At 44.9% G+C, this 22,130-nt stretch carries 25 protein-coding genes; 7 read left to right on the top strand and 18 right to left on the bottom strand.

The annotated features are described in order from the left end of the window. Position 1: 1 nt before the first annotated feature. The 13 genes from AB6E51_RS18370 to AB6E51_RS18310 form a co-directional block, all read right to left on the bottom strand. Positions 2 to 625 carry a DUF3261 domain-containing protein gene (locus tag AB6E51_RS18370; protein WP_029235193.1) on the bottom strand — a complete coding sequence of 208 codons (624 nt, stop codon included), beginning with the start codon at positions 623 to 625 and terminating at the stop codon, positions 2 to 4. Next, positions 622 to 2,994, bottom strand: coding sequence for an MMPL family transporter (locus tag AB6E51_RS18365; protein ID WP_048659798.1), 2,373 nt, complete (start codon positions 2,992 to 2,994; stop codon positions 622 to 624). The genes AB6E51_RS18370 and AB6E51_RS18365 overlap by 4 nt, the downstream gene beginning before the upstream one ends. Continuing rightward, positions 2,966 to 3,646, bottom strand: a complete 681-nt coding sequence (locus tag AB6E51_RS18360; protein ID WP_372058787.1) for an outer membrane lipoprotein carrier protein LolA — start codon at positions 3,644 to 3,646, stop codon at positions 2,966 to 2,968. Before AB6E51_RS18360 ends, AB6E51_RS18365 begins: the two co-directional genes overlap by 29 nt. After that, entirely contained in the window at positions 3,633 to 4,136 is a 504-nt protein-coding gene (locus tag AB6E51_RS18355) for a thioesterase family protein (protein WP_136982904.1), read from the bottom strand. Before AB6E51_RS18355 ends, AB6E51_RS18360 begins: the two co-directional genes overlap by 14 nt. A gap of 39 nt (positions 4,137 to 4,175) precedes the next feature. Then, the gene (gene hutH, locus AB6E51_RS18350) at positions 4,176 to 5,723 is read right to left on the bottom strand and encodes a histidine ammonia-lyase (protein WP_017062278.1); all 1,548 of its coding nucleotides are present in this window, start codon (positions 5,721 to 5,723) and stop codon (positions 4,176 to 4,178) included. Then, positions 5,701 to 7,500, bottom strand: a complete 1,800-nt coding sequence (locus AB6E51_RS18345) for a glycosyltransferase (protein ID WP_017062277.1) — start codon at positions 7,498 to 7,500, stop codon at positions 5,701 to 5,703. The genes hutH and AB6E51_RS18345 overlap by 23 nt, the downstream gene beginning before the upstream one ends. Beyond that, positions 7,493 to 7,855, bottom strand: coding sequence for a 3-hydroxyacyl-ACP dehydratase (locus AB6E51_RS18340; RefSeq protein WP_017062276.1), 363 nt, complete (start codon positions 7,853 to 7,855; stop codon positions 7,493 to 7,495). The genes AB6E51_RS18345 and AB6E51_RS18340 overlap by 8 nt, the downstream gene beginning before the upstream one ends. An 88-nt stretch (positions 7,856 to 7,943) precedes the next feature. Next, on the bottom strand, positions 7,944 to 9,332 hold the full coding sequence (locus AB6E51_RS18335) for an AMP-binding protein (protein WP_372058785.1): 1,389 nt from the start codon (positions 9,330 to 9,332) through the stop codon (positions 7,944 to 7,946). Positions 9,333 to 9,338: 6 nt separating this feature from the next. After that, positions 9,339 to 9,896, bottom strand: a complete 558-nt coding sequence (locus AB6E51_RS18330) for a septation protein IspZ (RefSeq protein ID WP_048669155.1) — start codon at positions 9,894 to 9,896, stop codon at positions 9,339 to 9,341. Continuing rightward, positions 9,896 to 10,153: an acyl carrier protein gene (locus AB6E51_RS18325; protein ID WP_004739745.1), complete on the bottom strand. Its 258-nt coding sequence runs from the start codon at positions 10,151 to 10,153 to the stop codon at positions 9,896 to 9,898. Before AB6E51_RS18325 ends, AB6E51_RS18330 begins: the two co-directional genes overlap by 1 nt. 10 nt (positions 10,154 to 10,163) lie before the next feature. After that, positions 10,164 to 10,424, bottom strand: a complete 261-nt coding sequence (locus AB6E51_RS18320; protein ID WP_004736154.1) for a phosphopantetheine-binding protein — start codon at positions 10,422 to 10,424, stop codon at positions 10,164 to 10,166. Between the two features lie 105 nt (positions 10,425 to 10,529). Further along, the gene (locus AB6E51_RS18315) at positions 10,530 to 11,300 is read right to left on the bottom strand and encodes a 1-acyl-sn-glycerol-3-phosphate acyltransferase (protein ID WP_017062273.1); all 771 of its coding nucleotides are present in this window, start codon (positions 11,298 to 11,300) and stop codon (positions 10,530 to 10,532) included. Next, entirely contained in the window at positions 11,300 to 12,046 is a 747-nt protein-coding gene (locus AB6E51_RS18310; protein ID WP_170967444.1) for a beta-ketoacyl synthase chain length factor, read from the bottom strand. The genes AB6E51_RS18315 and AB6E51_RS18310 overlap by 1 nt, the downstream gene beginning before the upstream one ends. A gap of 72 nt (positions 12,047 to 12,118) precedes the next feature. Here AB6E51_RS18310 and AB6E51_RS18305 point away from each other — a divergent pair, with 72 nt between their 5' ends. Genes AB6E51_RS18305 through AB6E51_RS18295 form a run of 3 tightly spaced genes read left to right on the top strand, consistent with a single transcriptional unit; the run spans position 12,119 to position 14,875 of the window. Then, positions 12,119 to 12,508, top strand: a complete 390-nt coding sequence (locus AB6E51_RS18305) for a hypothetical protein (RefSeq protein ID WP_017062271.1) — start codon at positions 12,119 to 12,121, stop codon at positions 12,506 to 12,508. 28 nt (positions 12,509 to 12,536) lie between these two features. After that, positions 12,537 to 13,610 carry a methyltransferase gene (locus AB6E51_RS18300; protein ID WP_017062270.1) on the top strand — a complete coding sequence of 358 codons (1,074 nt, stop codon included), beginning with the start codon at positions 12,537 to 12,539 and terminating at the stop codon, positions 13,608 to 13,610. A 23-nt stretch (positions 13,611 to 13,633) separates the two neighbouring features. After that, positions 13,634 to 14,875, top strand: a complete 1,242-nt coding sequence (locus AB6E51_RS18295; RefSeq protein ID WP_372058783.1) for an NAD(P)/FAD-dependent oxidoreductase — start codon at positions 13,634 to 13,636, stop codon at positions 14,873 to 14,875. Between the two features lie 127 nt (positions 14,876 to 15,002). Here AB6E51_RS18295 and AB6E51_RS18290 read toward each other — a convergent pair whose 3' ends face one another. Further along, positions 15,003 to 15,509 carry a hypothetical protein gene (locus AB6E51_RS18290; protein WP_048611319.1) on the bottom strand — a complete coding sequence of 169 codons (507 nt, stop codon included), beginning with the start codon at positions 15,507 to 15,509 and terminating at the stop codon, positions 15,003 to 15,005. Positions 15,510 to 15,648: 139 nt separating this feature from the next. Then, entirely contained in the window at positions 15,649 to 16,782 is a 1,134-nt protein-coding gene (locus AB6E51_RS18285) for a flagellar assembly protein FlgT (RefSeq protein WP_017064138.1), read from the bottom strand. Between the two features lie 192 nt (positions 16,783 to 16,974). Here AB6E51_RS18285 and AB6E51_RS18280 point away from each other — a divergent pair, with 192 nt between their 5' ends. Together AB6E51_RS18280 and flgP are read left to right on the top strand one after the other, a co-directional pair. Beyond that, positions 16,975 to 17,610: a FlgO family outer membrane protein gene (locus AB6E51_RS18280; protein ID WP_017064137.1), complete on the top strand. Its 636-nt coding sequence runs from the start codon at positions 16,975 to 16,977 to the stop codon at positions 17,608 to 17,610. 9 nt (positions 17,611 to 17,619) lie between these two features. Beyond that, on the top strand, positions 17,620 to 18,051 hold the full coding sequence (gene flgP / locus AB6E51_RS18275; protein WP_017062265.1) for a flagellar assembly lipoprotein FlgP: 432 nt from the start codon (positions 17,620 to 17,622) through the stop codon (positions 18,049 to 18,051). Between the two features lie 257 nt (positions 18,052 to 18,308). Here the strand turns inward: flgP and AB6E51_RS18270 are convergent, their stop codons facing one another. The 3 genes from AB6E51_RS18270 to flgA form a co-directional block, all read right to left on the bottom strand. Then, positions 18,309 to 18,734 carry a flagella synthesis protein FlgN gene (locus AB6E51_RS18270; RefSeq protein ID WP_017064136.1) on the bottom strand — a complete coding sequence of 142 codons (426 nt, stop codon included), beginning with the start codon at positions 18,732 to 18,734 and terminating at the stop codon, positions 18,309 to 18,311. Between the two features lie 66 nt (positions 18,735 to 18,800). After that, a complete protein-coding gene (flgM, locus tag AB6E51_RS18265; protein WP_017062263.1) occupies positions 18,801 to 19,118 on the bottom strand; it encodes a flagellar biosynthesis anti-sigma factor FlgM in 318 nt (105 codons plus the stop codon). Between the two features lie 178 nt (positions 19,119 to 19,296). Further along, entirely contained in the window at positions 19,297 to 20,043 is a 747-nt protein-coding gene (gene flgA / locus AB6E51_RS18260; protein ID WP_017064135.1) for a flagellar basal body P-ring formation chaperone FlgA, read from the bottom strand. Between the two features lie 77 nt (positions 20,044 to 20,120). On the opposite strand from flgA, the gene AB6E51_RS18255 reads away from it, so the two are divergent. Further along, positions 20,121 to 21,047 (top strand): chemotaxis protein CheV, encoded by a 927-nt coding sequence (locus AB6E51_RS18255; RefSeq protein ID WP_017066180.1) that lies wholly within the window; start codon positions 20,121 to 20,123, stop codon positions 21,045 to 21,047. 11 nt (positions 21,048 to 21,058) lie between these two features. Next, positions 21,059 to 21,886, top strand: coding sequence for a protein-glutamate O-methyltransferase (locus tag AB6E51_RS18250; RefSeq protein ID WP_229647685.1), 828 nt, complete (start codon positions 21,059 to 21,061; stop codon positions 21,884 to 21,886). Positions 21,887 to 22,130: the final 244 nt, after the last annotated feature.

Raw genomic sequence — 22,130 nt, 5'->3', positions numbered from 1 at the left:
TTCAACTCTTACTTGGATTGTCGACAATCGTTGAGTTCAACGTTTGTATGGTGATGTTGTAGCCCAGGGTCAAATGTTTGAAAACAATGTCGCCTGCCGTTTTGTGTGTACCAGGATCTGTTTGGTAATCAATTTGAATGATTGCCTGTTGGTTTTCATCAAATACGGTTCTTGTTTTGTCGGTATCGACTAGGTGCCAACCTATGCTTTGTAAAGGCTGAGCCCATGCTTCAGCCGGCCATAAGGTAAGCATTAAATTAAATAGCACCTGTTCAGGTTGTGGCAAAGTTGCGCCAAGCCCAGACAAAACCTGCGTATCAATTACTTGATTCTGGTATTGCAGCGATAGAATGCGAGTACCCCAAGAGGAGAACCCCGCCAAAACCACTTTACCTGGTGTGACTTCGACTTGAACCGGAAGCTGCTGTGTATCATTTTCCCATGTAGCGCTAATCAACTGACTGGCTGTTAATGAGTATCCCAGTTCAGCTGGCAGTGGTAGTGCTAGATCGGTGTCTTGATCGATAGACACGCTCGCACCACTTGGCTGCTGAGAAACCATCGAGCAGGCACTCATTAGAATGCCCACTAGTATGGCGAAGGTTACCTTTAATGTCTGGATCATCTAAAAGCCTCTCGAGTAATTGGTCCTTCTACGTTTTTACTACTGTTGATCGCGAGTGGAGAAAGCAGCCAAGCGACAAAGATCCCTGTCAGAACCGTCACCCCGAAGCTATGAATAGCATGAGTCTGGCTCAGCGACAGTAAGCCGAATGAAAGTAGTGTTGTGAGACCTGACAAGGTGATCGCTAATAAGGTGCTCAGCGATTTCTTTTGCTCAGCAAAGAACAGGGTGTAGTCTATGCCAATCCCTAAAATCAGAATCAAACCAAGCAGGTTAAATAGGTTCAGTGTCGAGCCTAAAATGCCCGTGACCGCCAAACCTGCTACGCCTGCAATCAATGAAGGCAACAGCATTAACAGGCTTTGCTTCACACCATAGCGCCAGCCTAACAGCATGCCAATAGCTGCCAATGCTATCAATAACAGCTCGGTAATCTTGACGCGGTACTCAGCAAAAAGAGAGGAGATTTCATCCGCTTTATTGAGGTGTTTCACACCTTGCTTCTGAGCAAAATCTGACTCCAACCACTGTGAGAACAGCTCAGCATCAGTGACGTCTTTTATCAAAATGACCGACGCTGCTTGCCCGTCGATAGGTTTTAACCAAAGTGGTCGAACAGGCTCTGAGACTGGAGACTCCAAAAATCCAGATACCGTGATTGGTTCGAATTTTGGTAGTTCTGGAAACGTAGACCAACCGAGAGAGCTTTGTAATATATGGCTTTGTTGACTATAGAGTTGTTCAACCAACTGATAGTTATCATGCTGTTCTTGTTTACTTAACAAGTGTTGATTGATGCTGCGATACCCGGAGATACCTTGGCTATTGACCAGCGAATCTAAGCTTGTGGTGATTTCTGTCAATTTTTTGAGTAGCTTTTGGTCGCTCTGAGCTGTGACCAAAAGCATATTTTGACCACTGCCTAACCCTGATATCTCAGTAATGGCTTGCTCTTGTTGTTTGAGTTGTTCGGGCATAGCCTGAAGCTGGCGAATATCGTCGTCGTAACGAATTTGACTGAGTGACATCAAGCTAACGACAGTCACTGTTAACGGTAAGCCAATTCTAAATTTTTGGTTGCTCCAAAGGCTTAACCAAGTATGCCAAAGTTTCGACAGGGGAAGAGGGCGCTCTTGGCCTGGTTTTACCGCTAAAACGGGGTACCAGCACACCACACTGGCGTAAGCTGCGATCAGTCCAATCGACGAAAACAGAGCCAGTTGCTGCAAGCCTGGGAATGGCGCAACCAGTAGCCCTAAGTATCCGATTAAGCTGGTGATTAAACCTAGAGTGATGGCAATGAAAATATGCTTTAGGCCTTTATCGCTCTGCCAGTGGCTTCCTGCGGCCAAACGGTCAGTGAGATAGTGAAAAGAGTAATCGATGGATACGCCAATCAAGCTAGCGCCAAACACCAAGCTGAATAGATGCACCTTACCAAAGATAGCGACAGTGCTTGCCAGTGCAACCAATAATCCTGTACTGATTGAGAGTAAAGATAAGGCAAGTGGTAGCGCACTACGAAATGTCAGCCACACCAATAAAATAACGCCTGCCAATGAGCCCAAACCAATGGTACTGATTTCTGATTTCGCGCTTTCGGTACCGTAATTGGCGTAGAACACCACACCAGTATGCTGCACCTTGACGCCAAATTGTTTTTCGACCTCGCGCTCAATTGAATCAAGATCTGGAAGTTGTTCTTGAATCGCCAAGCTATAAGGTGAGTCCGCCAGAGTAGCCGTGACTAAAATATGAGTTTGCTCATTCGACTGGGCCGTGAGATAGCCCTCTTTCAGAACAAAGTTACTTGATTGGACGCCAATAGCACTGATGTAGTCGCGAAATAACAAGAATGGGTCGAGAGATAACTCTGCTGCAGTGACGCCTGAGAATGGATTGTACAGAGACTGAATGACATATTGAGCTCGCGAATCAGGCGAGTGTGTCAGCGTCTCTTTTTGTTGTTGGGTCAGCAGTTGAGATCGGTGACGAAAATAGAAATCGCTCCACTGGCTTTGAGTGCTGGCGTTGATTTTACCTTGAACTTGCTTAAACAGAGTTGGCTGACTTGAAAAAGTTCTTTGGTTGAGAGCTTTTTCAAAAGCGTCGGTCGCAACCATGGTTTGTTCGATATCGGGAGCGCTTATGATAAATACCACTTGCTCGCTCATCGAGCTGGATATCTGCTGAAAGGCTTGCTCTACCATTGGGTCTTGCTGGTTTTCGGGCAGTAACTTTAGAATGTTGCTTTCAATCGGTACCGACGAAGAAAAAGCGAATTGTTTGGTCAACAACCCGCTAAACAGCATTACAACAACAAGCCAAACAAGGGCAAGACTAGAGTTGGAATTGTTTCGCTTCAGCATCTGATAATACTTCCGGTAGATGGCTTAACTGACTGAATTCGATCACTGTGCTATCTCCACGAATCTCTTTCAACTCAATACGTTCAATATCGCTGTTGCCTTGCAGCGTGATAGCCTCAAACACCGCATTCATCGGTGCATTTTTGGGCTTTAGAGTCAGTGTCCATGCTTGTACATTTTCATCAGAGCTGGTGTTAGTTGCGGGCTCAAAATTGAGTGCGAACTGTTCCTGAAGTTTTTGCGTGTCCCCATGAAACACTGACAAGAAGATATGGCTGAAATAAAACGCCATTGGATTTTCTTTGTCGGTGATGATTTTTGCGGGTTGATCGGCAAACCTTTGGCTCAGTTTGTTATCGGTGAGCACTAAGTTCACGGGAAACGGAGTGGTTTGTGTCCAGAGTAAGCCACTTGATTTGTCTAACAGAAATGTACCTTGTGACGTTAAAGGCTGGGCGAACATCTCCATATTGCGTGTTTGAGTGAACTCACCACGCACAATACTATTTTCGCTGAGCACCGTCTGCAGCTCTGAAATAGAATTGACAGCAGCAGAGTTTTCTTTGGCGCTTACAAGGCCGCTTGCCATCATCGCAGTAAGTCCAATTAGCGTGATATTGATGTATTTGCGACTGCGTTTAAACAGATTCATGGTTCACCTGCTGTGGGTTAGAGGTTTGTGTTTGATGTTCAGTTGCTAGAGGTAAGCAACCAAATTGGTGCCAGTGTTCGACTTTGTCAGTAAACACTTTGGGTGAGGCAAAGCACATCTCTTGTTCTTCGATGGTGACGGCGACCTGCATTGTGTGCGCTCGAGTCATGCGAGCACCGGTTAGGGCATCATGAATTTCATAATCGACGCGCAGGCGGTTTTCCCACTCAGTCAACTTAGCCGTGACCTTGATCTGATGATTAAATGGTATCGCTTTGATGTACTTTACGCGCGTGTCGATGATAGGCCACATGTAGCCAGAATCCTTCATCTCATGGTAGTTGTACTCAATCTTATCCATCATGATGCGCCTAACTTCTTCAAAGAATCGGAAGTAGTTGCCGTGATAGATCACGCCCATTGGGTCGGCATCTTGGAATGAGGTGATAAGCGTCACCTCAGATTGTAATGGGTGAAGGATTTCAGACATAAATCGCTCTCAACAATATTGCGTAAAGGGTTGGCTACTTTATGAGTAAAGTGACCAGTGCTGACTTTGAATACGAGCAATGAAGTGGCGTAGATCGCCTTCAAGTGGTCGATCTTCTACGATAAATTCAAACTCCTTAAGCACTTCGTCGCGAATGTGCTTGAGGTTCTCACTCATGTGGTGCTCATCAAGCTCATTGTGGCGCTTACGAAGTTCGAGTGCTTGTGTCCCCGCCAGTAGTGACGCTGCTGCCACTTGTTCGGTTAGCTCTAGAACGCGTAAACAGTCACGAGCTGCGATGGTGCCCATACTCACTTTATCTTGGTTGTGACACTCAGTTGAGCGAGAGAATACGCTTGCTGGCATGGTGTGTTTCAATGCTTCTGCTGTCCAAGCTGAAACGCCAATCTGTACTGCTTTAAAGCCGTGGTTGATTGGCTTACGTTCGCCTTCAGCACCCGTTAGGTTGAATGGCAAACCGTTGTTGAACTTGTAGTCCATCAGCTGAGCCATTTGACGGTCAAGCAGATCAGCAAGGTTCGCAACTGCAGTTTTTAACGTATCCATCGCCATTGCAATGTGTCCACCGTAGAAGTGTCCACCGTGCAGTACGCGCTCATTATCACCATCGATAATTGGGTTGTCGTTGGCACTGTTTAGCTCGTTCTCGATCATTTGGCGTAGCCAAGGCAGAGAGTCTTGAACCACGCCGATAACATGTGGAGCACAGCGCAGAGAGTAACGATCTTGGAGGCGATCACTGTTACGTGGCGGGCGATCCGCTTGCAGATCATCACGCAGCCATGCAGCAACTTGTTGTTGACCAGGATGAGGTTTGACTGCAAACAGCGCTTCATCGAAATGGAAGTCATTGCCGTGCATACCGACTGATACCATAGCGGTGATCTTAGTTGATAGCTGAGCTAGATATTCCGCACGCTTGTAAGCGATACAAGCTAATGCCGTCATTACAGACGTACCATTCATCAACGCCAAGCCTTCTTTTGGCTTAAGTTTGATAGGGCTAATTCCTAACTCTTTGTAGACGTCACTGGTTGGGCGCACTTCACCTTTGTAGATTACATCACGCTCACCAATCAGTGCTGCGGCTAAGTAAGACAGAGGTGTTAAGTCGCCACTGGCACCCACCGATCCTTCTTGAGGAATGCGTGGTGAGATGTCTTGGTTGATTAGGGTAACGATCTGGTTGAGTAGATCGTGAGTCACACCAGAGACACCTTGTGATAACGAACAAAGACGAGTTGCAAGGACTGCACGAGCTTGTTCGTGAGACAATATTTCACCTAAACCACAGCCGTGAAAACGTGTTAAATGCAGTGGTAGCTCGTCAACTAGGTTTGGCGGAATCGCAACCGTACATGAGTCACCGTAACCCGTCGTTACACCGTAAATCACACCTTCTTCTTTCAATAGGCGTTCTAAGAAAGCGACACCACGGTCGATCTTAGATGTGAATGCTTCACTTGTGTTCATCGAGGCTTTTGCGCCTTGTGAGATAGCGACAACATCCTCAATCGTGAGGCGCTCGGCACCAAAGGTGATGCTATTTGGATTCTTTTTCGTCATGGTGCTTGCTCAATGTCCAAAAATTAAAAAAGTTGTACCACTGAAGCGGTGCTTGCAGTGTGTAGTGCTGAAGTCGATTTGCGTATTTTTGCACGACTTGCTGTAAAGATTGTTCGCGAGTCTTTCTTGGTAGCTCGATCTTGTTGCTAAAATGCTCGAAATAGACATTAAAATGCGGCTTAGATTGTGAGTCGTCACGTAACCCAAACAGCAAAAATACGGGTGCTTTGAGAACCGAGGCTAACATAAATGGACCTTGAGGGAATGGAGCTTCCTTACCTAAGAACTCAGCCCATACTGAGCGGCTCTCTTTGCTGGTGGAAGTTCGATCGCCAACAATCACGATCCATTCGCCTTGCTCTAGTTTCTGTTGTAACAAGATAGCGGTATCAGGCCCCATCGATGTCACCTGAATCAGATTTAAATCAGACTGCGGGTTAACCGCTTTCATCACGGAATTAAAACGTTCGGCGTGTTCTGTAAAAACCAGGGCGTTGATTTTGATGTTCGAGTGTCTGCGACCTAAAGCTCGGCACAGCTCAATATTGCCAAGGTGAGATCCAAGGATTAGCACACCTTGCTTATTTGCCACCATGCTCTCGAACTGGTCTTGGCCATGAATAGTCAGGTTATCTGCCGAGAAATCACCTTTCCATGCCGCGAGCTTGTCGAGCATGGTATGGCCAAATGAAAGCAGATGGTTGTAACTGGTTAGTTCTCCGGGGAGCTCAATATTTTGCTGTTCCGCATAGGCTTTTAATTGGAATAGATATTGTTCGGAAGCGTTTCGCGCACGCTGGCCCGTCAAGTGGTAGTAACGCATCACACCACGCAGAATGAGGTTGAACACACCGCGACCTAACAAGGTATAAATGGCTAATAACAGCTTAATGCCTAATACTGTGCCGCGTTCTTGAGTGCGGGACCAGTGTGGTTGTTCAGAAGCTTGCGGCTCTGAATCAGTCGATAAATTTGGGTTATTATCAGCTGAATCGGATTTGAAATGGCGAGCAATCAGTTTTGGTGCTCTTGGCAGCATGCTGAAGAATAGACGTGTATGCATCCAACTGATTTTGACGTTATCCCACAACGCATCGAAATGAGAGATGCCGTTCTCAGGATAGATAACGCGCGTTTCAACGAAGTCTATGTCGCAACCTTCCCAATACAGGCGAACCAAAATCTCGATATCGAAGTCCATTCTCGAACCAACATCGTACTTATTCAACACAGTTTGAGTTTGGTTGATAGGATACGCTCTAAAGCCACACATGCTGTCTTTAATTGATAAAGAAAGGGTTTCTATCCATACCCAGATATGTGTCGCGTAGCGCCCATAGAGCCTTGCTTTGGGTACGCTGTCGTCGTAGATAGGCTGGCCTGATATCAGACGTTGTGGCTTAGCTTGTGAGGCCTCAATCAATGTTGGCAAGGCTTCCAGGTCGTGTTGCCCATCAGCATCTATCTGAATAGCGTGGCTAAAGCCTAGTTGCTGCGCTTTTTTGATTCCGGCTTTTACTGCGCCGCCTTTACCTTGGTTCTGTTCAAGCGTCACCAAGGTTACGTTTGAATTCTCTGCTAGGGGAGACAGAAACTGTTTTGTTGTGAGTTCACTGCCATCGTCAACGATGATGATCGGTAACTCAAAATGATGAAGTGACGACACCACAGCCGGCATGGTTGCGCCATGGTTAAAGCACGGGATAAGGAAGCAAGCCTTGTAGCTGCTTTCTTTTGTGTGGTGTTGAGAAGTAGCCTCGACGGGAGCGCTATTCACTTTTTTCTCCCAGCTTCATTTTGCCTGAAGAGTGGGTCTGTTCACCGTTGTTTGATGTGTAACTAAAGCTCAGCTTGTCTTTGTCAGCATCCCATTTGAGTGATAGCTGGATTGTAGCGTCAGGCAGGATAGGCTCTTGGAACTTAATGACTTCCATTCCTTTAAAGAAACCAGGAACGCCTAACTCTTGGACTGCGTAGTGAAGTGCCCAATCAATTTGCGTGACGCCCGGTAGAATAGGGAAGCTCTTGAAGTGCCCATTAAAGTCGGTGATATCTCCGCTAACATGAAGTGTCAGGGTCGATTCATTTTCTACCGTGTCTACAGCAATGATGTTTGGTTTTCTTTTATCCATAGGGCGTGCTTAGAATCCTTGGGCAAATATTGGTTCTTTGACAAAAATATAAAAAGATAATCTCAGTGTAAAATACGATCAGCGGTTTCTATGATTTTATTAGCTGTTCTATGTGAGATGTTAATCGCTTACCTTGGCTGTTGAGGGGGATCTCATCGACAACACGGTATTTTCTCGGGATTGCGATTGGCTCTAACCACTTTCTGAGTTCTGTACGCAGCATCAACCAGAATTTACCTTTGCTCATGGTCGATAGAGCGGCTTGGCCTTCATCTGATAATACCAAAACAGAGGCTAATATTAATCGCTCAGGCTCCTCAAATGGAATAACCACGCACTCACTTATCCAAGGCAGTTGCTCCAGTCGCTTTTCCACTTCAACCAGTGATACTCGCTTTTCTTCTATCTTGATCACTCGGTCCGTTCGGCCCTTCAATATGAATTGATTCTCCGAGACCATCTCGCACTCATCAGAGGTTTGATACCAGTTATTCTTATCGATGTACGGCGACAATAACTTAATGCAATTCTCACTGTTGAGACTAGCCTCAATACAGGCAAAAAGTTGCCAAGGCGTTTGAGCGCTCTCTTGCTGACGAAATGCGATGCCACCGGTTTCTGTGCTACCAAAGACTTCAATCGGTAAATGACCAAGCAGATCTCGTGACTGGTGAGCCGACTCGGTAGGCAATGGACCACCCGAAGAGAAGATTCCTGCAAGTTGTACCTTGTTGGTCTCATGTTTTAATCGTTTAAGTAGCGCTGGGCTGCTGATCAGTACACAGTTTTTATTGGCATGAGACAGAATTTGTTCTGGGTACTCAAGGTTGTTTCGAGCAAATGGCACACCAGAACAGAGCGGCCATAAGATTCTAAACAGCAGGCCATAGATGTGTTGGTGGGAAACGGTGCTTTGGATTCGGTTTCCCTTGAGTAAAGCATCCCAGTTCTTGTGTAACTGAGCGGTCTCAATATCGAGGTGCTCTAACGTTTTATCTATCGCTTTTGGCGTGCCACTTGAACCTGAAGTGAACAGAGTTAATGGGACTGTTGCCAAATCAATGGTCGTAAGATTCTCGGTTAGAGGTTTTTGTGCTTCAGTGTTTGAATCCAATAAGGTTTGGATATTACGAACGTCATTCACCTCAACTTCGCCAATCGAGTTATCAACTAGCAGGCAAGCAAACTGCTTACTTAACTCAGCAAGCGCACATGGCTGGTAGTTGCCCGGTAAGATGATGTGTTTGTTGACTGCTGCACATGCCAAAAAGGCCACCGTAAATAGGTAGCTGTCTTGGGTACAAATCGCGATTCGTTGAAAAGGGGATAAAGACAAAAATTGTACGAGTTGAGATAAGTCGTCGTTAAATGTTTGCCACGTAATCTCGCTATTGTCGTCAAAGCAGACAATAGATTCAGGGGTTCTGTCCTGGCTGAGAAGCTCAGACAACGAGGTGTAAGATACGGTTTGGGTCATAACAATTTAACTCTGACGAATGCGCTGTCTTACTACCCACTCTCCTGCAAAGAGTAACCCTGCAAACAGATAGCTGAGTAAGCCATTGTATAGGGTCCATACTTCTAGCGGTTGGAAGCAGGTGTAAAGGGCTATAGAGCCATTGATAACAAAGAACAAGCACCACACTTTGGTGACTTGTCGTGTGTAATCAACGCCACTTTGCGGAAGTTCAGGCTCTTGAAGGCGAGCAAGACGTTCGATAATCGTTTGTGGTTGCCATAGGCTCGAAGCGAATACAACCAGCATACAAACATTAACGATAACGGGATAATAGGTTAGCCAGCCGTGTTGCTTAAAGGCTAAGCCTAAAGCCAGCAGAACAATACCGGCACTTCCACTGATCCAAGCTAGGTGTTTTAGCTCTTTGATTTTAGCCTGACCGCCGGTGAAAATGCGTACAGCAAAGATAGCGGCTAAGGCAATACCAACGGTTTGTAAGCCAAACTTGTTGAGTCCAAAGTAAACCGCTATTGGATAAGTGAAAAGTATAATTGCCGACAGTAAAGTCAGCAGAGGACGCATTAGGCGTCCTTCAATAGTTCAACCACAGATTCGACAACGTCATTAACGGTGCGCACTGCTTTGAACTCTTCAGGTTTGATCTTCTTACCTGTGACGTTCTGTAGGTGAACGACCAAATCAACGGCATCAATGCTGTCTAGGTCTAGATCAAGATAGAGATGAGCTTCAGGGGTGATATCTTCAGCATCAAGCTCGAACAGCTCAATAAGCGCATCTTTAACCTGGTTGTATACTTCTTGTTGGTTAGCTTGTGTCATAAAGATCTGTCTAGTTATTCGTTTGAGAAGAGATGTAGTTCGCTAGATTTTCAACTGACGCAAAGTGCTGTCGAGTGTTTGAATCATCTGCATCGATAACAATGTTGTACTTTTTCTTGATAGCAAGGCCAAGCTCAAGGGCATCGATAGAGTCTAGTCCAAGTCCATCACCAAATAGTGGAGCTTCCGTTTCAATCTCATCAATGCTCATGTCTTCAAGGTTCAATGCGTCGATGATCAGTTGTTTCAGTTCGTTGTGTAATGTTTCCACTTTGGCCTACTTAATGCTTTATCTGAATGCTGCTTTAAGGGGGCGATTCTACATTATATGAGGTATTTTCGAAATGCCGATATCGCCTGTTATGTTATTGATACGCTAAATGTTTTCTTCGGAAGGGAAAATTGTTTGTGCAAGATGATGATTAAGGCGCCTTGCTGCCGAAGTTAAATTATTTGAGCCTTCAATAAATGGTTCGACTTCTATTTTACCTTTCACCGCGACATGAAAAAAGGGCTTCGACGCAGGAACTTGATACCATTTTTTCTCTTTCGTTAAGAATGTCGGAGAAACCGTAATATGAATCACGCGTAAATCGGTTTGTGTTCGAGTCGCGATTTGTGCCGCCCCACGCTGTAAGGATGGTTCAATTCCTGGCGTTGTGCGAGTTCCTTCGGGAAAAATCAGCATGACATTGCCACGTGAGAAGCGTTCTTCACAGCGCTCTAAAAGATCGTCAGGGGCTTGGTTCGGTATATAACCTGCCGCTTTGACAATCCTTTTCATAAAAGGGTTTTCCCAAATGGCCGCTTTGACGAGGCAATCACATTGAGGAAGTTGAGAGGCGATCAGCACATAGTCAATCAAACTTGGGTGGTTGGCGACGATAATGCAGTTACGGTCGTTACGCAGTAGTTCTGCACCATCAATTCGGTAATCGATTGCTCCGGTGAACTTCATGATCTGGCAAAACGCATTGAATGAGAAACGGATTAATCGCTGTGCTTTAAGCTCTCTTTTAATGGTATTGGGATTGGTTAGCGCGATAGTCGGTAAGATTAAGAAGCTCAATACTAAGCCACCCAAACCAAAGATGGTAAAGCAGAGGCCTGTCGCGAATACTCGCCAATACTGGTCTACTCTGCTCATTACGCTGTACCTGTCTCGGTGTTATTTACCCAAGACCAAGTTTGGTGCTTGCCAGCAATAGCCCACCTATTTGTACCTAATAAGATATGTTGGAGCGTTTGTAACCCTTGTGGTAACACGGAAGGTGCTTGGTTGGTCTCTACTGTCCTAGTAATAGAGTATTCACTGCCAGCGGTGAGCACTAAGCCCAGCGCATAATCAGCAAAGTTCTGTGTTTCGTACTCTTGGTAGAGCTCGGGCAGAGGTTGGTCGAAATCGATAACTAACACTCGATGCGACGGATATTGATGAAGGTAAAGATAAGCTTCGATCAGAGCGTTATGGAAAGTATCTTGCCCTGCGGCTATTGAAGTCAGTGGAATCGGTGCTTTGGCGGCAATGGTGGTTAGACCAGCTGCGGTATTATGTACCGACTGCGAGAACGCCATTGGTGAGGCATCGTCACCTTCTAATATCGACTGAATTAAAGTGGCGGTTCGATGCAACTCACCATGTCGGCTAGCAAAGACCAGATAATCAATCGAGGTGTCTTTTAATAGGGTTAACGCGGTTTGGACAGCAAGTTTGCTTTGCACACTCATTCGGCGGCGCATCATCGGTGGGATCGCTTTAAATTCAGTTGAGCCATCTTGTGGCCAATCTAAATTAGTGCTCCACGCTTGCCATTGGGCAACAGAATTGAGACCAGCCGAATTTGCAGACCATTTCTCAATATTAAACGACATTAATTGGGATTGATTTGACATAGAGTATTGATTTGCTTTGAGTCTAACTAAATACTATGCGCGCTTATAAATAAACACAGATAAGGAATTTAAATGAAATTACTAAAAATAGCAGTTTCAATGTTATTCATATTCGTTCTTGCAGGATGTGGACGCGTCCAACCTGTAATGAATGTTGAGGATACTCCAGTTGCACTGAATCTTCAAAGTAAACAGGTTAAATCAGCTATTTCTGAATCTGCTGAAAATCGAGGCTGGTTGGTTTCAGAAATAAAGCCTGGTTTGATCCGCGCTGAATTGTATGTTCGTTCGCACCACGCTGTGGTTGAAATTCCTTATAGTGATAAGTTTTACTCTATTCTTTACGTTGAATCAGAGAATTTGAAGTACGACGATGGTGAAATACACCGTAATTACAACCGTTGGGTTAATAACTTAAACGTTGATATTAAACGTAAGCTTGCGCAAATGGCAGCTGAGTAACTCTCTATTATTTAAAGTTAGGTTTTTCGTGTCGGAATATAAATTAGATCCATTCAACGCATTAGAAGCAAAAACAGAAGCGCAGAAATTGTCTTTCGCTCCGATTGTTTTTCATACTGCTCGTACACTTCGTGATTTAGGCATTTTGAAAGCGTTAGATGACGCGGGCAACGAGGGTTTACCAGCAGAGTCTATCTCTGAATCGACCGGTGTCTCTGAGTACGGCGTGAAAGTCCTGCTCGATATGGCGTTAAGTGCTCATATTGTGACTTGGGAAAAGCCTAACTACAAAATGGCTAACCTTGGTTTCTACCTTCTGCATGATGGTATGACTAACGCAAACATGGATTTCACAGCCGATGTTTGTTATGCCGCGATGATGCATCTAACAGAAGCGATTGAAGAAGGCACACCTGCAGGCTTGAAAGAGTTGGGTGATTGGGAAACCATTTACCAAGGCTTGTCTCAATTGCCAGAAAAAGCAAAAGAGAGTTGGTTCAAGTTTGATCACTTCTATTCGGATCGCTCGTTCCCTGTGTTACTTGAAAAAGTCTTCAGCAAGAAACCTAAGTCGCTGGTGGATATCGGCGGCAACACGGGTAAGTGGGCGATGCAATGCTGCAACCATGATGCGGACGTTGAGGTGACGATTGTTGATTTGCCACAGCAGCTAGAAATGGCAATGGCAAACGCGGCAAAGCATGGTCATCAAGAGCGAGTCACGCCATTCCCAGCGAATATGCTCGATAAACAGCAAACTCTGCCAACGGGCGCGGATGTTTGGTGGATGAGTCAGTTCCTTGATTGTTTCTCGCCAATGGAGATTCTGAGCATATTAAAGCGCGTTCGCTCTCATATGTCAGAAGATGCGACTGTCTATATCCTTGAACTGTTTTGGGATTCACAGAAATACGATGCGGCTTCTTATAGCTTAAACGCGACGTCTCTCTACTTTACCTGCTTGGCCAATGGCAACAGTCGTTTTTACCGCAGTGAAGATTTCTTAGAGATCGTTGAAGAAGCGGGCTTTGAAGTGGTAACGCGTACCGACGATATCGGTCTTGGTCACACGCTTCTAGAATTGAAAGCTGGCGCGCAATAAAAATAACAAACATGGCTTAAATAATGAAAAAACTATCAACTCAAGTGGTGATCATCGGAGCTGGGCCATCAGGGTCTATTGCTGCGTCTTTACTTCATAAAAAAGGCATCGATGTTCGAGTGATTGAAAAGAGCGTATTCCCTCGCTTTTCTATTGGTGAAAGCCTATTACCCGCTTGCATGGAAGTGATTGAACAGGCTGGGATGACCGACGCAGTTACCAACGCCAACTTCCAATACAAAGATGGCGCAGCCTTTCGCAAAAATGGCGTTTATACGGCGTTCAATTTTGAAGACAAGTTCTCTTCTGGTCCAGGAACCACGTTTCAGGTTCAGCGAGGTGCCTTTGATAAGGTTTTGGCGGATACGGCTGAGGCGCAGGGTGTCTGCATTGATTACCAACATGAGTTGATGGGCATTAATTTCACCGACGACAGCACCATTTTAGATGTGCAAGTGTTGGGTGGAGAACGCTATCAGCTAGAAGCGCAATACGTTTTAGATGGCAGTGGTTTTGGCCGAGTGCTACCGAAAATGCTTAACTTGGAAGAGCCGTCATCACTTCCTCCACGCAAAGCTATTTTTACGCACATTAACGATCATATTGCAGAGGTTGATACCAACCTCGAATATGACCGCAATAAAATCCTGATCTCAGTGCACCCAAGTAACCCTGATGTTTGGTATTGGTTGATCCCGTTTAGCAACGGTGTCTCTTCGTTTGGTGTGGTAGGAGAGCCTAAGTTCTTTGAGTCCTATCCAGAAGACAAGATTGTAGCCATTAAACAGCTAGCGGCAGAAGAGCCGGGCTTAGCCGAAATTCTGGCAAATGCCGAATATCCAAACCCTGCAGGTGAAATTGGTGGCTATTCTGCCAATGTAAAACATCTGGCGACGGATAAGTACGCGTTGCTTGGCAATGCTGGTGAGTTCCTGGATCCGGTATTTTCATCTGGCGTGACGATTGCGATGAAGTCGGCTCAGTTTGCGGTTGAGTGTGTGGAAAAGCAGCTTAACGGTGAACACGTCGATTGGGAGCGTGATTATGCTGATCCGTTGATGGTGGGTGTAAACACCTTTAGAACGTATGTTGAGGGGTGGTACTCAGGTACTTTGCAGGACGTGATTTTCTATCAAGATCCAAACCCAAAGATTAAGCAGATGGTGTGCTCAATTCTGGCGGGTTACGCATGGGATCAAACCAACCCTTATGTGAAAGAGTCTAAGCGCAGACTCACGACATTGGCAGAGATATGCCGAAGCTAGGTGGTCTATTTAGTGTAGACAACACGCTAAAGCGTCAAGATGCCTAGCCTAAAAATAAAAATAGCCGCAATGTGCGGCTGTTTTTGTATGTGAACAATACAGGTAATCAACCTAATTGCATTCTAGATTACTTCAGATCGATGCTGTTCAATCGTCCCATAAAGACAAGTAGATCAATCACGTCTTTGTGGGCATCAAGCAGGGCGCGTTTGGTTTGGCTATAGGCGGCAAGTCGGCCGTGCTTTCTGATGGAGCACACCTTGGTTTTGTATTTGTAGTCGCCGTTTTCTGAGAATACACGCCACTTAGCGATGTAGCATTCGTCGCGGTGTTCGGGATCACTCTGAGTTGGATTTGGTTTGAATACAATTTTGGGTTCTAGACTATGAGGCAGGCGCGTCATCAGGTAGGGCTCTTTGAGGACTTTGGGCCAAAATTTGCCCCATAGCTGTCTGCCCAGTTCATCTCTTAATTTAATGGTTTTCTTTAGTGCTTTGTCTTCACCCATACGAACAAAACCGACCGACCGATGCAGCACCGTATCTTCGGGAGTATGGATGTGGATCTTAAAAGCGGTTTTACCTTTCGAGATAAAGCGGTAACCGGTAGCACCAATTAGATTATTCTGACTCATAGTTTGCTAAGTGATGATTATGTTATCAATAAGATTACGCCAAATACTGCAAAACCGAAACTAATACCCATGAAAAAAATAAAGCCTTAGCATCTTTGCTAAGGCTTTATTAGAAACTCTGAGACGAGAGTGTCGCTAACTACATGATTTTCTGCATCACATCACCAATTTGAATGCTTCCCGCAAGGCTTGGCTGATCAATCGTGAGTTCCGCTTCGTTTTCGTAAACGCGAGAAACCGTTAGGGTGATGTCGCTTTGAGAAACCTTGTTGCGTGGCAAACCGCGTTGGTCGATAAACGAACCTGTGTGCCACAGTTGCAACTTGTCACCTTGTTGTACGCCATGCATTCGACCTAAATCAATGGTCACAGTGTTACCAAATACCGCTGCCACCTCTGGAAGGGTGATCTTACATGACACTTCCGATTCTAAGTCCAACATAATATTACGGCTAACACGCAGCATCATGCTGCCGTAGGTTGATGCCCAGAAACGGGCACTGCGGGTGTCGACTTCACTGGTCTTAGCAAATGGCCACTTTGCCACTTCACGATAGCTACGGTTGTAAACCTGATGCCCTGTTTTACCATCGAAGACTTGCATCTCTAACGCAAACTGGCGATTGATGATGTCGTCTTTCAACAGTTTGGACTCGATGGTCGCGGTTAAATCGGTAATGTCGCCACCAATGATGTATTGTGCGCCAGTGTCTTGGGCGATCATCTTGATCACTTCAGGTCGACGTTTGTCGATGTCGTAATTGGTCGTGCCAACGGAAACAAAGCTGCGAGACTCTTGCGCCAGCTGTCGATCTACGACATGACCAAAATCATCACCGATGTTATAGATTCTGCCCATTACAGCTTGCTGTGGGGAAGTTACATCGATGTTGCCGACCAAAAATGTCTTCTTATATTGGCTCTCATGGCAAGCATTTGCCGAAGGATAGATATCGATCCTTGCGGTGATCATTATATTGCCACTGCGTTTTTTCTCTTTTTCTACCAAGATGTAGCGCACTTCATGATTGGTAAATTGAAACTCTTTTTTGTTTGCGTCGAGGTACGGCGTGAGGTTGGAGATACTACCAATATCAGCACCTGAGAACTGGATCGCTTTATATACCGCGTCTTCCAGAGCATGAACCCTTGCCGTTTCCTCTGAGGATACGATGGCTGCGGTACCGGTAACTTCATACCAAGAGGCATGAGCACTGAAGCTTATGGTTATCAGTGAACTTATTGAAAATAAGTAAGAAATTATTTTTTTCATCTATTCGTTACCAGTTGGGTATAAATATTGCTTAACAAATAACTATAAGCTTGAAGCTGACTTAAGTGCGTTTTTCTTAATCTGAACCATTAATGAAAAGCAAAGACTGTTCCAACATTGTAATCCATTGAAAAGAATAATGGTGAGAACATATTGGAACAGGGAGCACTAAACCTATCTGGAGATAAGAGAATGAAAAAATGGCTCGTAGTAATGAGTGTCATGTTGTTGACCTCATGCGCTTATTCGCCAATCTATAACGGCAAGTCTGAATATTCAGGCAGTCAGTTTATGTTGATGGATAGCCCTCGTCATACCATGGATTTCTTCGTGGAAAGTATGACCGAAGATCTGATCATTTCGAATACGAGTATCTCAGCAAGAACTCCGATAGCGATTACGTCGTTTGTTGACCTGCAACACATGGACACAACGAACTGGCTAGGAAACTCGGTATCAGAAGGTTTCATTCATCAGTTTCAGCGTCGTGGCTTCAAGGTTGTTGATTTCAAAACAACAGGTTCTATTCAAGTGACTCATCAAGGTGACTTTGCGTTAAGCCGCGATTGGAAAGACTTAGCTCAAGAACAAGACGTACAGTACGTACTGACAGGCACTATGCTTCGCCAAGAAGGTGGTGTGTTAGTCAATGCTCGTGTTGTTGGCATGCAAACTCGCATTGTCGTGGCGACGGCACAAGGCTTCTTGCCTGCAGACCGTATTGGTCGTGACCTAGATACTCTAAACAGTATTCGAACTCAAGATGGCGTTATCATTCGTTCTGACCCAACGATCAGCCAGCCTTATACTGTTATTCTTCGCCCTTAGGAGTTCGAGATGAAGAAGTTAATATTTGTTGTTGCCGCTTTACTGCTTGTTGGCTGTCAGCCACTGCAAAACATGAGGCCAGACGACTACTTAGTTGCCGTTGGCTACGCGAGTATCAGTGAGCAGAAAGGACGTAACGATGAAGAAAGACGTATCCGTGCGATGAGAGCTTCTAAGATCGACGCCTATCGTGAACTTGCAGAACAAGTTTACGGTATGCGAGTGAGTGGTCGGGCAGAGCTTGAAGATCAACGCCTTGGTACGGAACGTACTTCTGGTGCGGTTGATGGCGTAATCCGCGGTGCAGAAGTGGTACGCAGCTACCCTGTGGGCGATAGCTATGTTACTGAGCTTCAGCTTGATATCCGTAAGATGGAACAGTTACGTAATTACGGTGAAGTTCAACCTGTACCTGAAAAGAGACAACAAACGCTGTTCTAGCCCAAGGGGCGTCTAGCGATAGGACTATCCAGTTATATTGGCTGCTTTCGTTTTCCAGATGGCGTATCGGCAACCAATAACTAATATGAATGTAAAAGCGGCAAGTATGAAAATACTTGCCGCTTTTTTGTTTATCGATTTTGTCAGGGCGTTCAAAGGCTGATTAGGTGTTTTAATAAAAGATAACGACAGGAATAGTCTGAGATACAGATAAACGGTTAACAAGGGGTATTACTGAAGAGGAAGAGTTAACTTAACTAGGCTTTTACGTTGGTTCCCAGCGTAGAGATAGTATGCGTTTGACCACCGGCATTGTAGGTCATGCCAATTTTTCCGTGACTTTGCTGCATCATATTGCTGAGTTTTTTGAAGCTAAGGTGCGCTCGATTTAAGGCTTCGCCATTCACAAGGTTCGCTTGCTGGCAATCGTGCACTATGGACTGGATCTTAGTGACTAACTGAGCAAGTTCAGGGTTCTCGGTCAGTTCTGAGATATTGGTATGGGCTGCGATTCGCTGATCGGTTGATCTTAGTTGTTCAACTAGGACCACTTTTTCTTTGGCGATTCGCTCAATATCGTTTGATTGTCGGCTCGTAATAGCGGTTTTCTCTGAACTTAGTAATTCAGATAAGGCTTTGGCATTTTGAAGTTGAAAATTAACTAAATCTGCTAGTGCCGCCATAACGTAAACCTATTCATAATCTCGTGTACTTTAAGACAATAACTTCAATGAAAAGTTAGTGTTTTCTTAAAGGCCTTTTAATTCATCTTCGAACTTGATCATGTTGTCAGCCAGTTTCTCTGGATCGACAGTGTATGAACCATTCGCAATTGCTTCTTTGATCGCTGCTACTTTCACAGAATCAAAGCTTGGCTGTGCTGCCATATCTTGGTGGAGCTGACCAATCGCTTTGCCTTGTTGGCTCAGTGAAACCGCATCTTTGCTTGCTGGTGATTTAGTTGATACATCAGAGCGTGATGCCTCAGAACTAGAATCAGAGCGTACTGCTGATCGGTTAGTGGTCGTTAGGGTTTGCCCTGAACGAATATTATCAATGCCTGCCATAGTTAAGCCTTTTTCTTCAAAAATGGGAACCTGTACAGTCAATATCGACCAAGGGTTCGAATACTTTAGCAATTTTTAGCTCAATAGTCGAAAAGGGACAAAACACCGCCGCCGTTATATTTGGCGTTAGAGTTGAGGGTGAAATCGCTAACGATACCGTCAATTTAGAAGTAAAGAGTTAAAAGTAAACCGTGACTTCAGACATGCTGGTAACAATCCCTTCAATTATACGCTGTGATTTATCATTTTTCACTCTTACTTGATCACCCATAGAGCCATCGGTAAGCGCAGTTCCTTTGGTGGTAATGGTCATGCCACCTTTTACTGCCTGTATGATAACCTTCTCGTTTCGGCACACGACACAGATATCACCTCTTTCTACAACATCGCCCGGTCTTAGGTTCTTTTTTACCTTAGCGCCGATGACCTGATGTGGAGCTGTGAAGCCTTGGCGACGAAACTTGTTAAGAGAAATCATAGCGGTGGTGACATCGTATTGACCGACGATTTCGCCTCTCGCGAGTGAGCGAGTGGTGGTGACAAGAGGCACCGACATCGAAAGGCGCACCGGTACATAAACTCGCCACTCATCAGGAACACATTGAACTAAAACCGTAATACTGCTGCGGGTATTGGTGGTCGTTGAAGCGCTGGTCTCTAAAGGCACTGGGCAGTCTGTCGCTTTGATTCTTGAGTCAACATTTGCTGAATTAACAAAGAGTTCGCCACCTTGTGGCTGCTCAACTGTATCAAGGATATGTTGCTCCGCTGCAGACTGAATCATCTCAATTTGTTCTGGGGTCGCAGCTTGTACAAAAAAACTAAACAATATTGATAAAATGCCGATAAACTTAGCGACAGTTTTAAAAGTAGCTCTACACATTGCTATGGAAAGAGGTGGCAAATTTGTTTTATAATACGTCATTCCGTTTCTCTGGTGGTTCGTAGCCTGCAGTAGACTAACACTTTTTATACAAAAAAGTTTGATATGGAGATGAGCTCATGACGGGTATTCTTGATTCGGTGAATCAGCGTACGCAACTCGTCGGTCAAAACCGATTAGAATTACTAACCTTTCGCCTAATGGGGCGTCAGCGTTACGGCATTAATGTCTTTAAAGTAAAAGAAGTGCTGCAATGCCCTAAGCTGACAAAGATGCCAAACTTGAACCCACTGGTTAAAGGTGTAGCACACATTCGTGGCCAAACGATCTCTGTGATCGACTTGAGCTTAGCGATTGGTGGCCGTCCTACAACGGATATTGAAAAGTGTTTTGTGGTTATCTCTGAGTTTAACCGAACCATTCAAGGTTTCTTGGTAAGTTCAGTTGAGCGCATTATTAACATGCACTGGGAATCGATTCTTCCGCCGCCAGATGGCGCAGGTAGAGCTAACTACCTGACAGCGGTAACCAACATTGATAATGAATTGGTAGAAATTCTTGATGTTGAGAAGATCCTTGCAGAAATTTCTCCTGTTGATGAAACAATGGACAGCAAGATTGCTGAAGATATTGCGAAAGTAGAACAAGAGAAAGAACTGGTTCGCCGCATCTTGATTGCTGATGACTCGACCGTTGCTCGTAAGCAGGTTCAACGTGCTATTGAGTCGATTGGTTTTGAAGTTATCTCGGTGAAGGATGGTAAAGAAGCCTACGAGAAGCTGATACAGATGTCATCAGAAGGCAGTATTTACGATCAGATTTCATTGGTGATTTCTGATATCGAAATGCCAGAAATGGATGGATACACGCTGACTGCTGAGATTCGTCGTCACGCCGAACTTAAAGATTTATACGTAATTTTACACTCATCTTTGAGTGGTGTATTTAACCAAGCCATGGTTGAGCGTGTTGGAGCTAACTCCTTCATCGCTAAATTCAACCCAGATGAGCTTGGTGCAGCTGTAAAAGCTGCGTTAACTAACTAAAAGAGACATTAATGACTGCTATAACAATAAGTGATCAAGAGTATCGCGATTTCAGCCGTTTCTTAGAATCTCAATGTGGCATTGTATTAGGTGACAGCAAGCAGTATTTAGTGCGCAGTCGTCTAAGCCCATTAGTAACGAAGTTTAAGTTAGCTTCTTTGTCTGATTTGTTGAGAGATGTAGTAACAGGTCGAAACCGTGAGCTGCGTGTGGCTGCTGTCGATGCCATGACGACGAACGAGACACTTTGGTTCCGTGATACTTACCCGTTTGTTGTGCTTGCGGATAAGCTTCTACCGGAAATAGCGGCAAATAAACGTCCTATTAAGATTTGGTCTGCGGCAAGCTCTTCAGGCCAAGAAGCATACTCAATGGCAATGACGATTCTTGAAACTCAAGCTCGTAAGCCAGGTATGCTGCCAAATGTATCGATTACCGCAACTGACATCTCAGCAAGTATGTTGGATATGTGCCGCACTGGCGCTTACGACAACCTTGCATTGGGACGTGGACTTTCTCCAGAGCGCCGTCGTACTTTCTTTGAAGATGCGGGCGATGGCCGTATGAAAGTGAAAGATAACGTCAAGCGCATGGTGAACTTCCGCCCTCAGAACCTGATGGACAGCTATGCATTGTTAGGCAAGTTCGACATTATTTTCTGTCGTAACGTGCTGATTTACTTCTCGCCTGATATGAAGTCAAAGGTACTTAACCAGATGGCAAATAGCCTGAACCCTGGTGGGTACTTACTATTGGGCGCGTCTGAATCGTTAACAGGCTTAACCGATCGTTTTGAAATGGTTCGCTGTAATCCAGGCATCATCTACAAATTAAAGTAACGAGCGGCACCGATATTAGGTGTAAGGTTACCGTCTAAATTTAAAACCCAGCCAAGTGCTGGGTTTTCTTTTTCCTGCTTAAGCTATATCTTTAAGTCAGAGTGACATTCCAATTTACTCTATTTTTTGGCTTGTTTATTGCAAGTTTACCCACGAGTAACCTGTAAAAGCATTGATAGACCGCCTTGTTTCAAAAGTTGGTATATATATTGCTTTGGTTATTTCATAACAGTCAGTTCTTGAG

Source organism: Vibrio sp. 10N.247.311.47, assembly GCF_041467535.1.
GTDB lineage: Bacteria > Pseudomonadota > Gammaproteobacteria > Enterobacterales > Vibrionaceae > Vibrio > Vibrio crassostreae_C.
Note: the sequence above shows the minus strand (reverse complement) of the source record. Positions and strands in the feature narration are given on the sequence as shown.

Coding starts and splice junctions, on each gene's coding strand:
- flgA (WP_017064135.1), bottom strand. CDS start 20,043: ATGACGTATTATAAAACAAATTTGCCACCTCTTTCCATAGCAATGTGT.
- AB6E51_RS18310 (WP_170967444.1), bottom strand. CDS start 12,046: ATGTCAAATCAATCCCAATTAATGTCGTTTAATATTGAGAAATGGTCT.
- AB6E51_RS18315 (WP_017062273.1), bottom strand. CDS start 11,300: ATGAGCAGAGTAGACCAGTATTGGCGAGTATTCGCGACAGGCCTCTGC.
- AB6E51_RS18270 (WP_017064136.1), bottom strand. CDS start 18,734: ATGGCGGCACTAGCAGATTTAGTTAATTTTCAACTTCAAAATGCCAAA.
- AB6E51_RS18360 (WP_372058787.1), bottom strand. CDS start 3,646: ATGAATCTGTTTAAACGCAGTCGCAAATACATCAATATCACGCTAATT.
- AB6E51_RS18365 (WP_048659798.1), bottom strand. CDS start 2,994: ATGCTGAAGCGAAACAATTCCAACTCTAGTCTTGCCCTTGTTTGGCTT.
- AB6E51_RS18250 (WP_229647685.1), top strand. CDS start 21,059: ATGACTGCTATAACAATAAGTGATCAAGAGTATCGCGATTTCAGCCGT.
- AB6E51_RS18340 (WP_017062276.1), bottom strand. CDS start 7,855: ATGGATAAAAGAAAACCAAACATCATTGCTGTAGACACGGTAGAAAAT.
- flgM (WP_017062263.1), bottom strand. CDS start 19,118: ATGGCAGGCATTGATAATATTCGTTCAGGGCAAACCCTAACGACCACT.
- AB6E51_RS18305 (WP_017062271.1), top strand. CDS start 12,119: ATGAAATTACTAAAAATAGCAGTTTCAATGTTATTCATATTCGTTCTT.
- hutH (WP_017062278.1), bottom strand. CDS start 5,723: ATGACGAAAAAGAATCCAAATAGCATCACCTTTGGTGCCGAGCGCCTC.
- AB6E51_RS18280 (WP_017064137.1), top strand. CDS start 16,975: ATGAAAAAATGGCTCGTAGTAATGAGTGTCATGTTGTTGACCTCATGC.
- AB6E51_RS18255 (WP_017066180.1), top strand. CDS start 20,121: ATGACGGGTATTCTTGATTCGGTGAATCAGCGTACGCAACTCGTCGGT.
- AB6E51_RS18290 (WP_048611319.1), bottom strand. CDS start 15,509: ATGAGTCAGAATAATCTAATTGGTGCTACCGGTTACCGCTTTATCTCG.
- AB6E51_RS18335 (WP_372058785.1), bottom strand. CDS start 9,332: ATGACCCAAACCGTATCTTACACCTCGTTGTCTGAGCTTCTCAGCCAG.
- flgP (WP_017062265.1), top strand. CDS start 17,620: ATGAAGAAGTTAATATTTGTTGTTGCCGCTTTACTGCTTGTTGGCTGT.
- AB6E51_RS18325 (WP_004739745.1), bottom strand. CDS start 10,153: ATGACACAAGCTAACCAACAAGAAGTATACAACCAGGTTAAAGATGCG.
- AB6E51_RS18330 (WP_048669155.1), bottom strand. CDS start 9,896: ATGCGTCCTCTGCTGACTTTACTGTCGGCAATTATACTTTTCACTTAT.
- AB6E51_RS18285 (WP_017064138.1), bottom strand. CDS start 16,782: ATGAAAAAAATAATTTCTTACTTATTTTCAATAAGTTCACTGATAACC.
- AB6E51_RS18355 (WP_136982904.1), bottom strand. CDS start 4,136: ATGTCTGAAATCCTTCACCCATTACAATCTGAGGTGACGCTTATCACC.
- AB6E51_RS18370 (WP_029235193.1), bottom strand. CDS start 625: ATGATCCAGACATTAAAGGTAACCTTCGCCATACTAGTGGGCATTCTA.
- AB6E51_RS18295 (WP_372058783.1), top strand. CDS start 13,634: ATGAAAAAACTATCAACTCAAGTGGTGATCATCGGAGCTGGGCCATCA.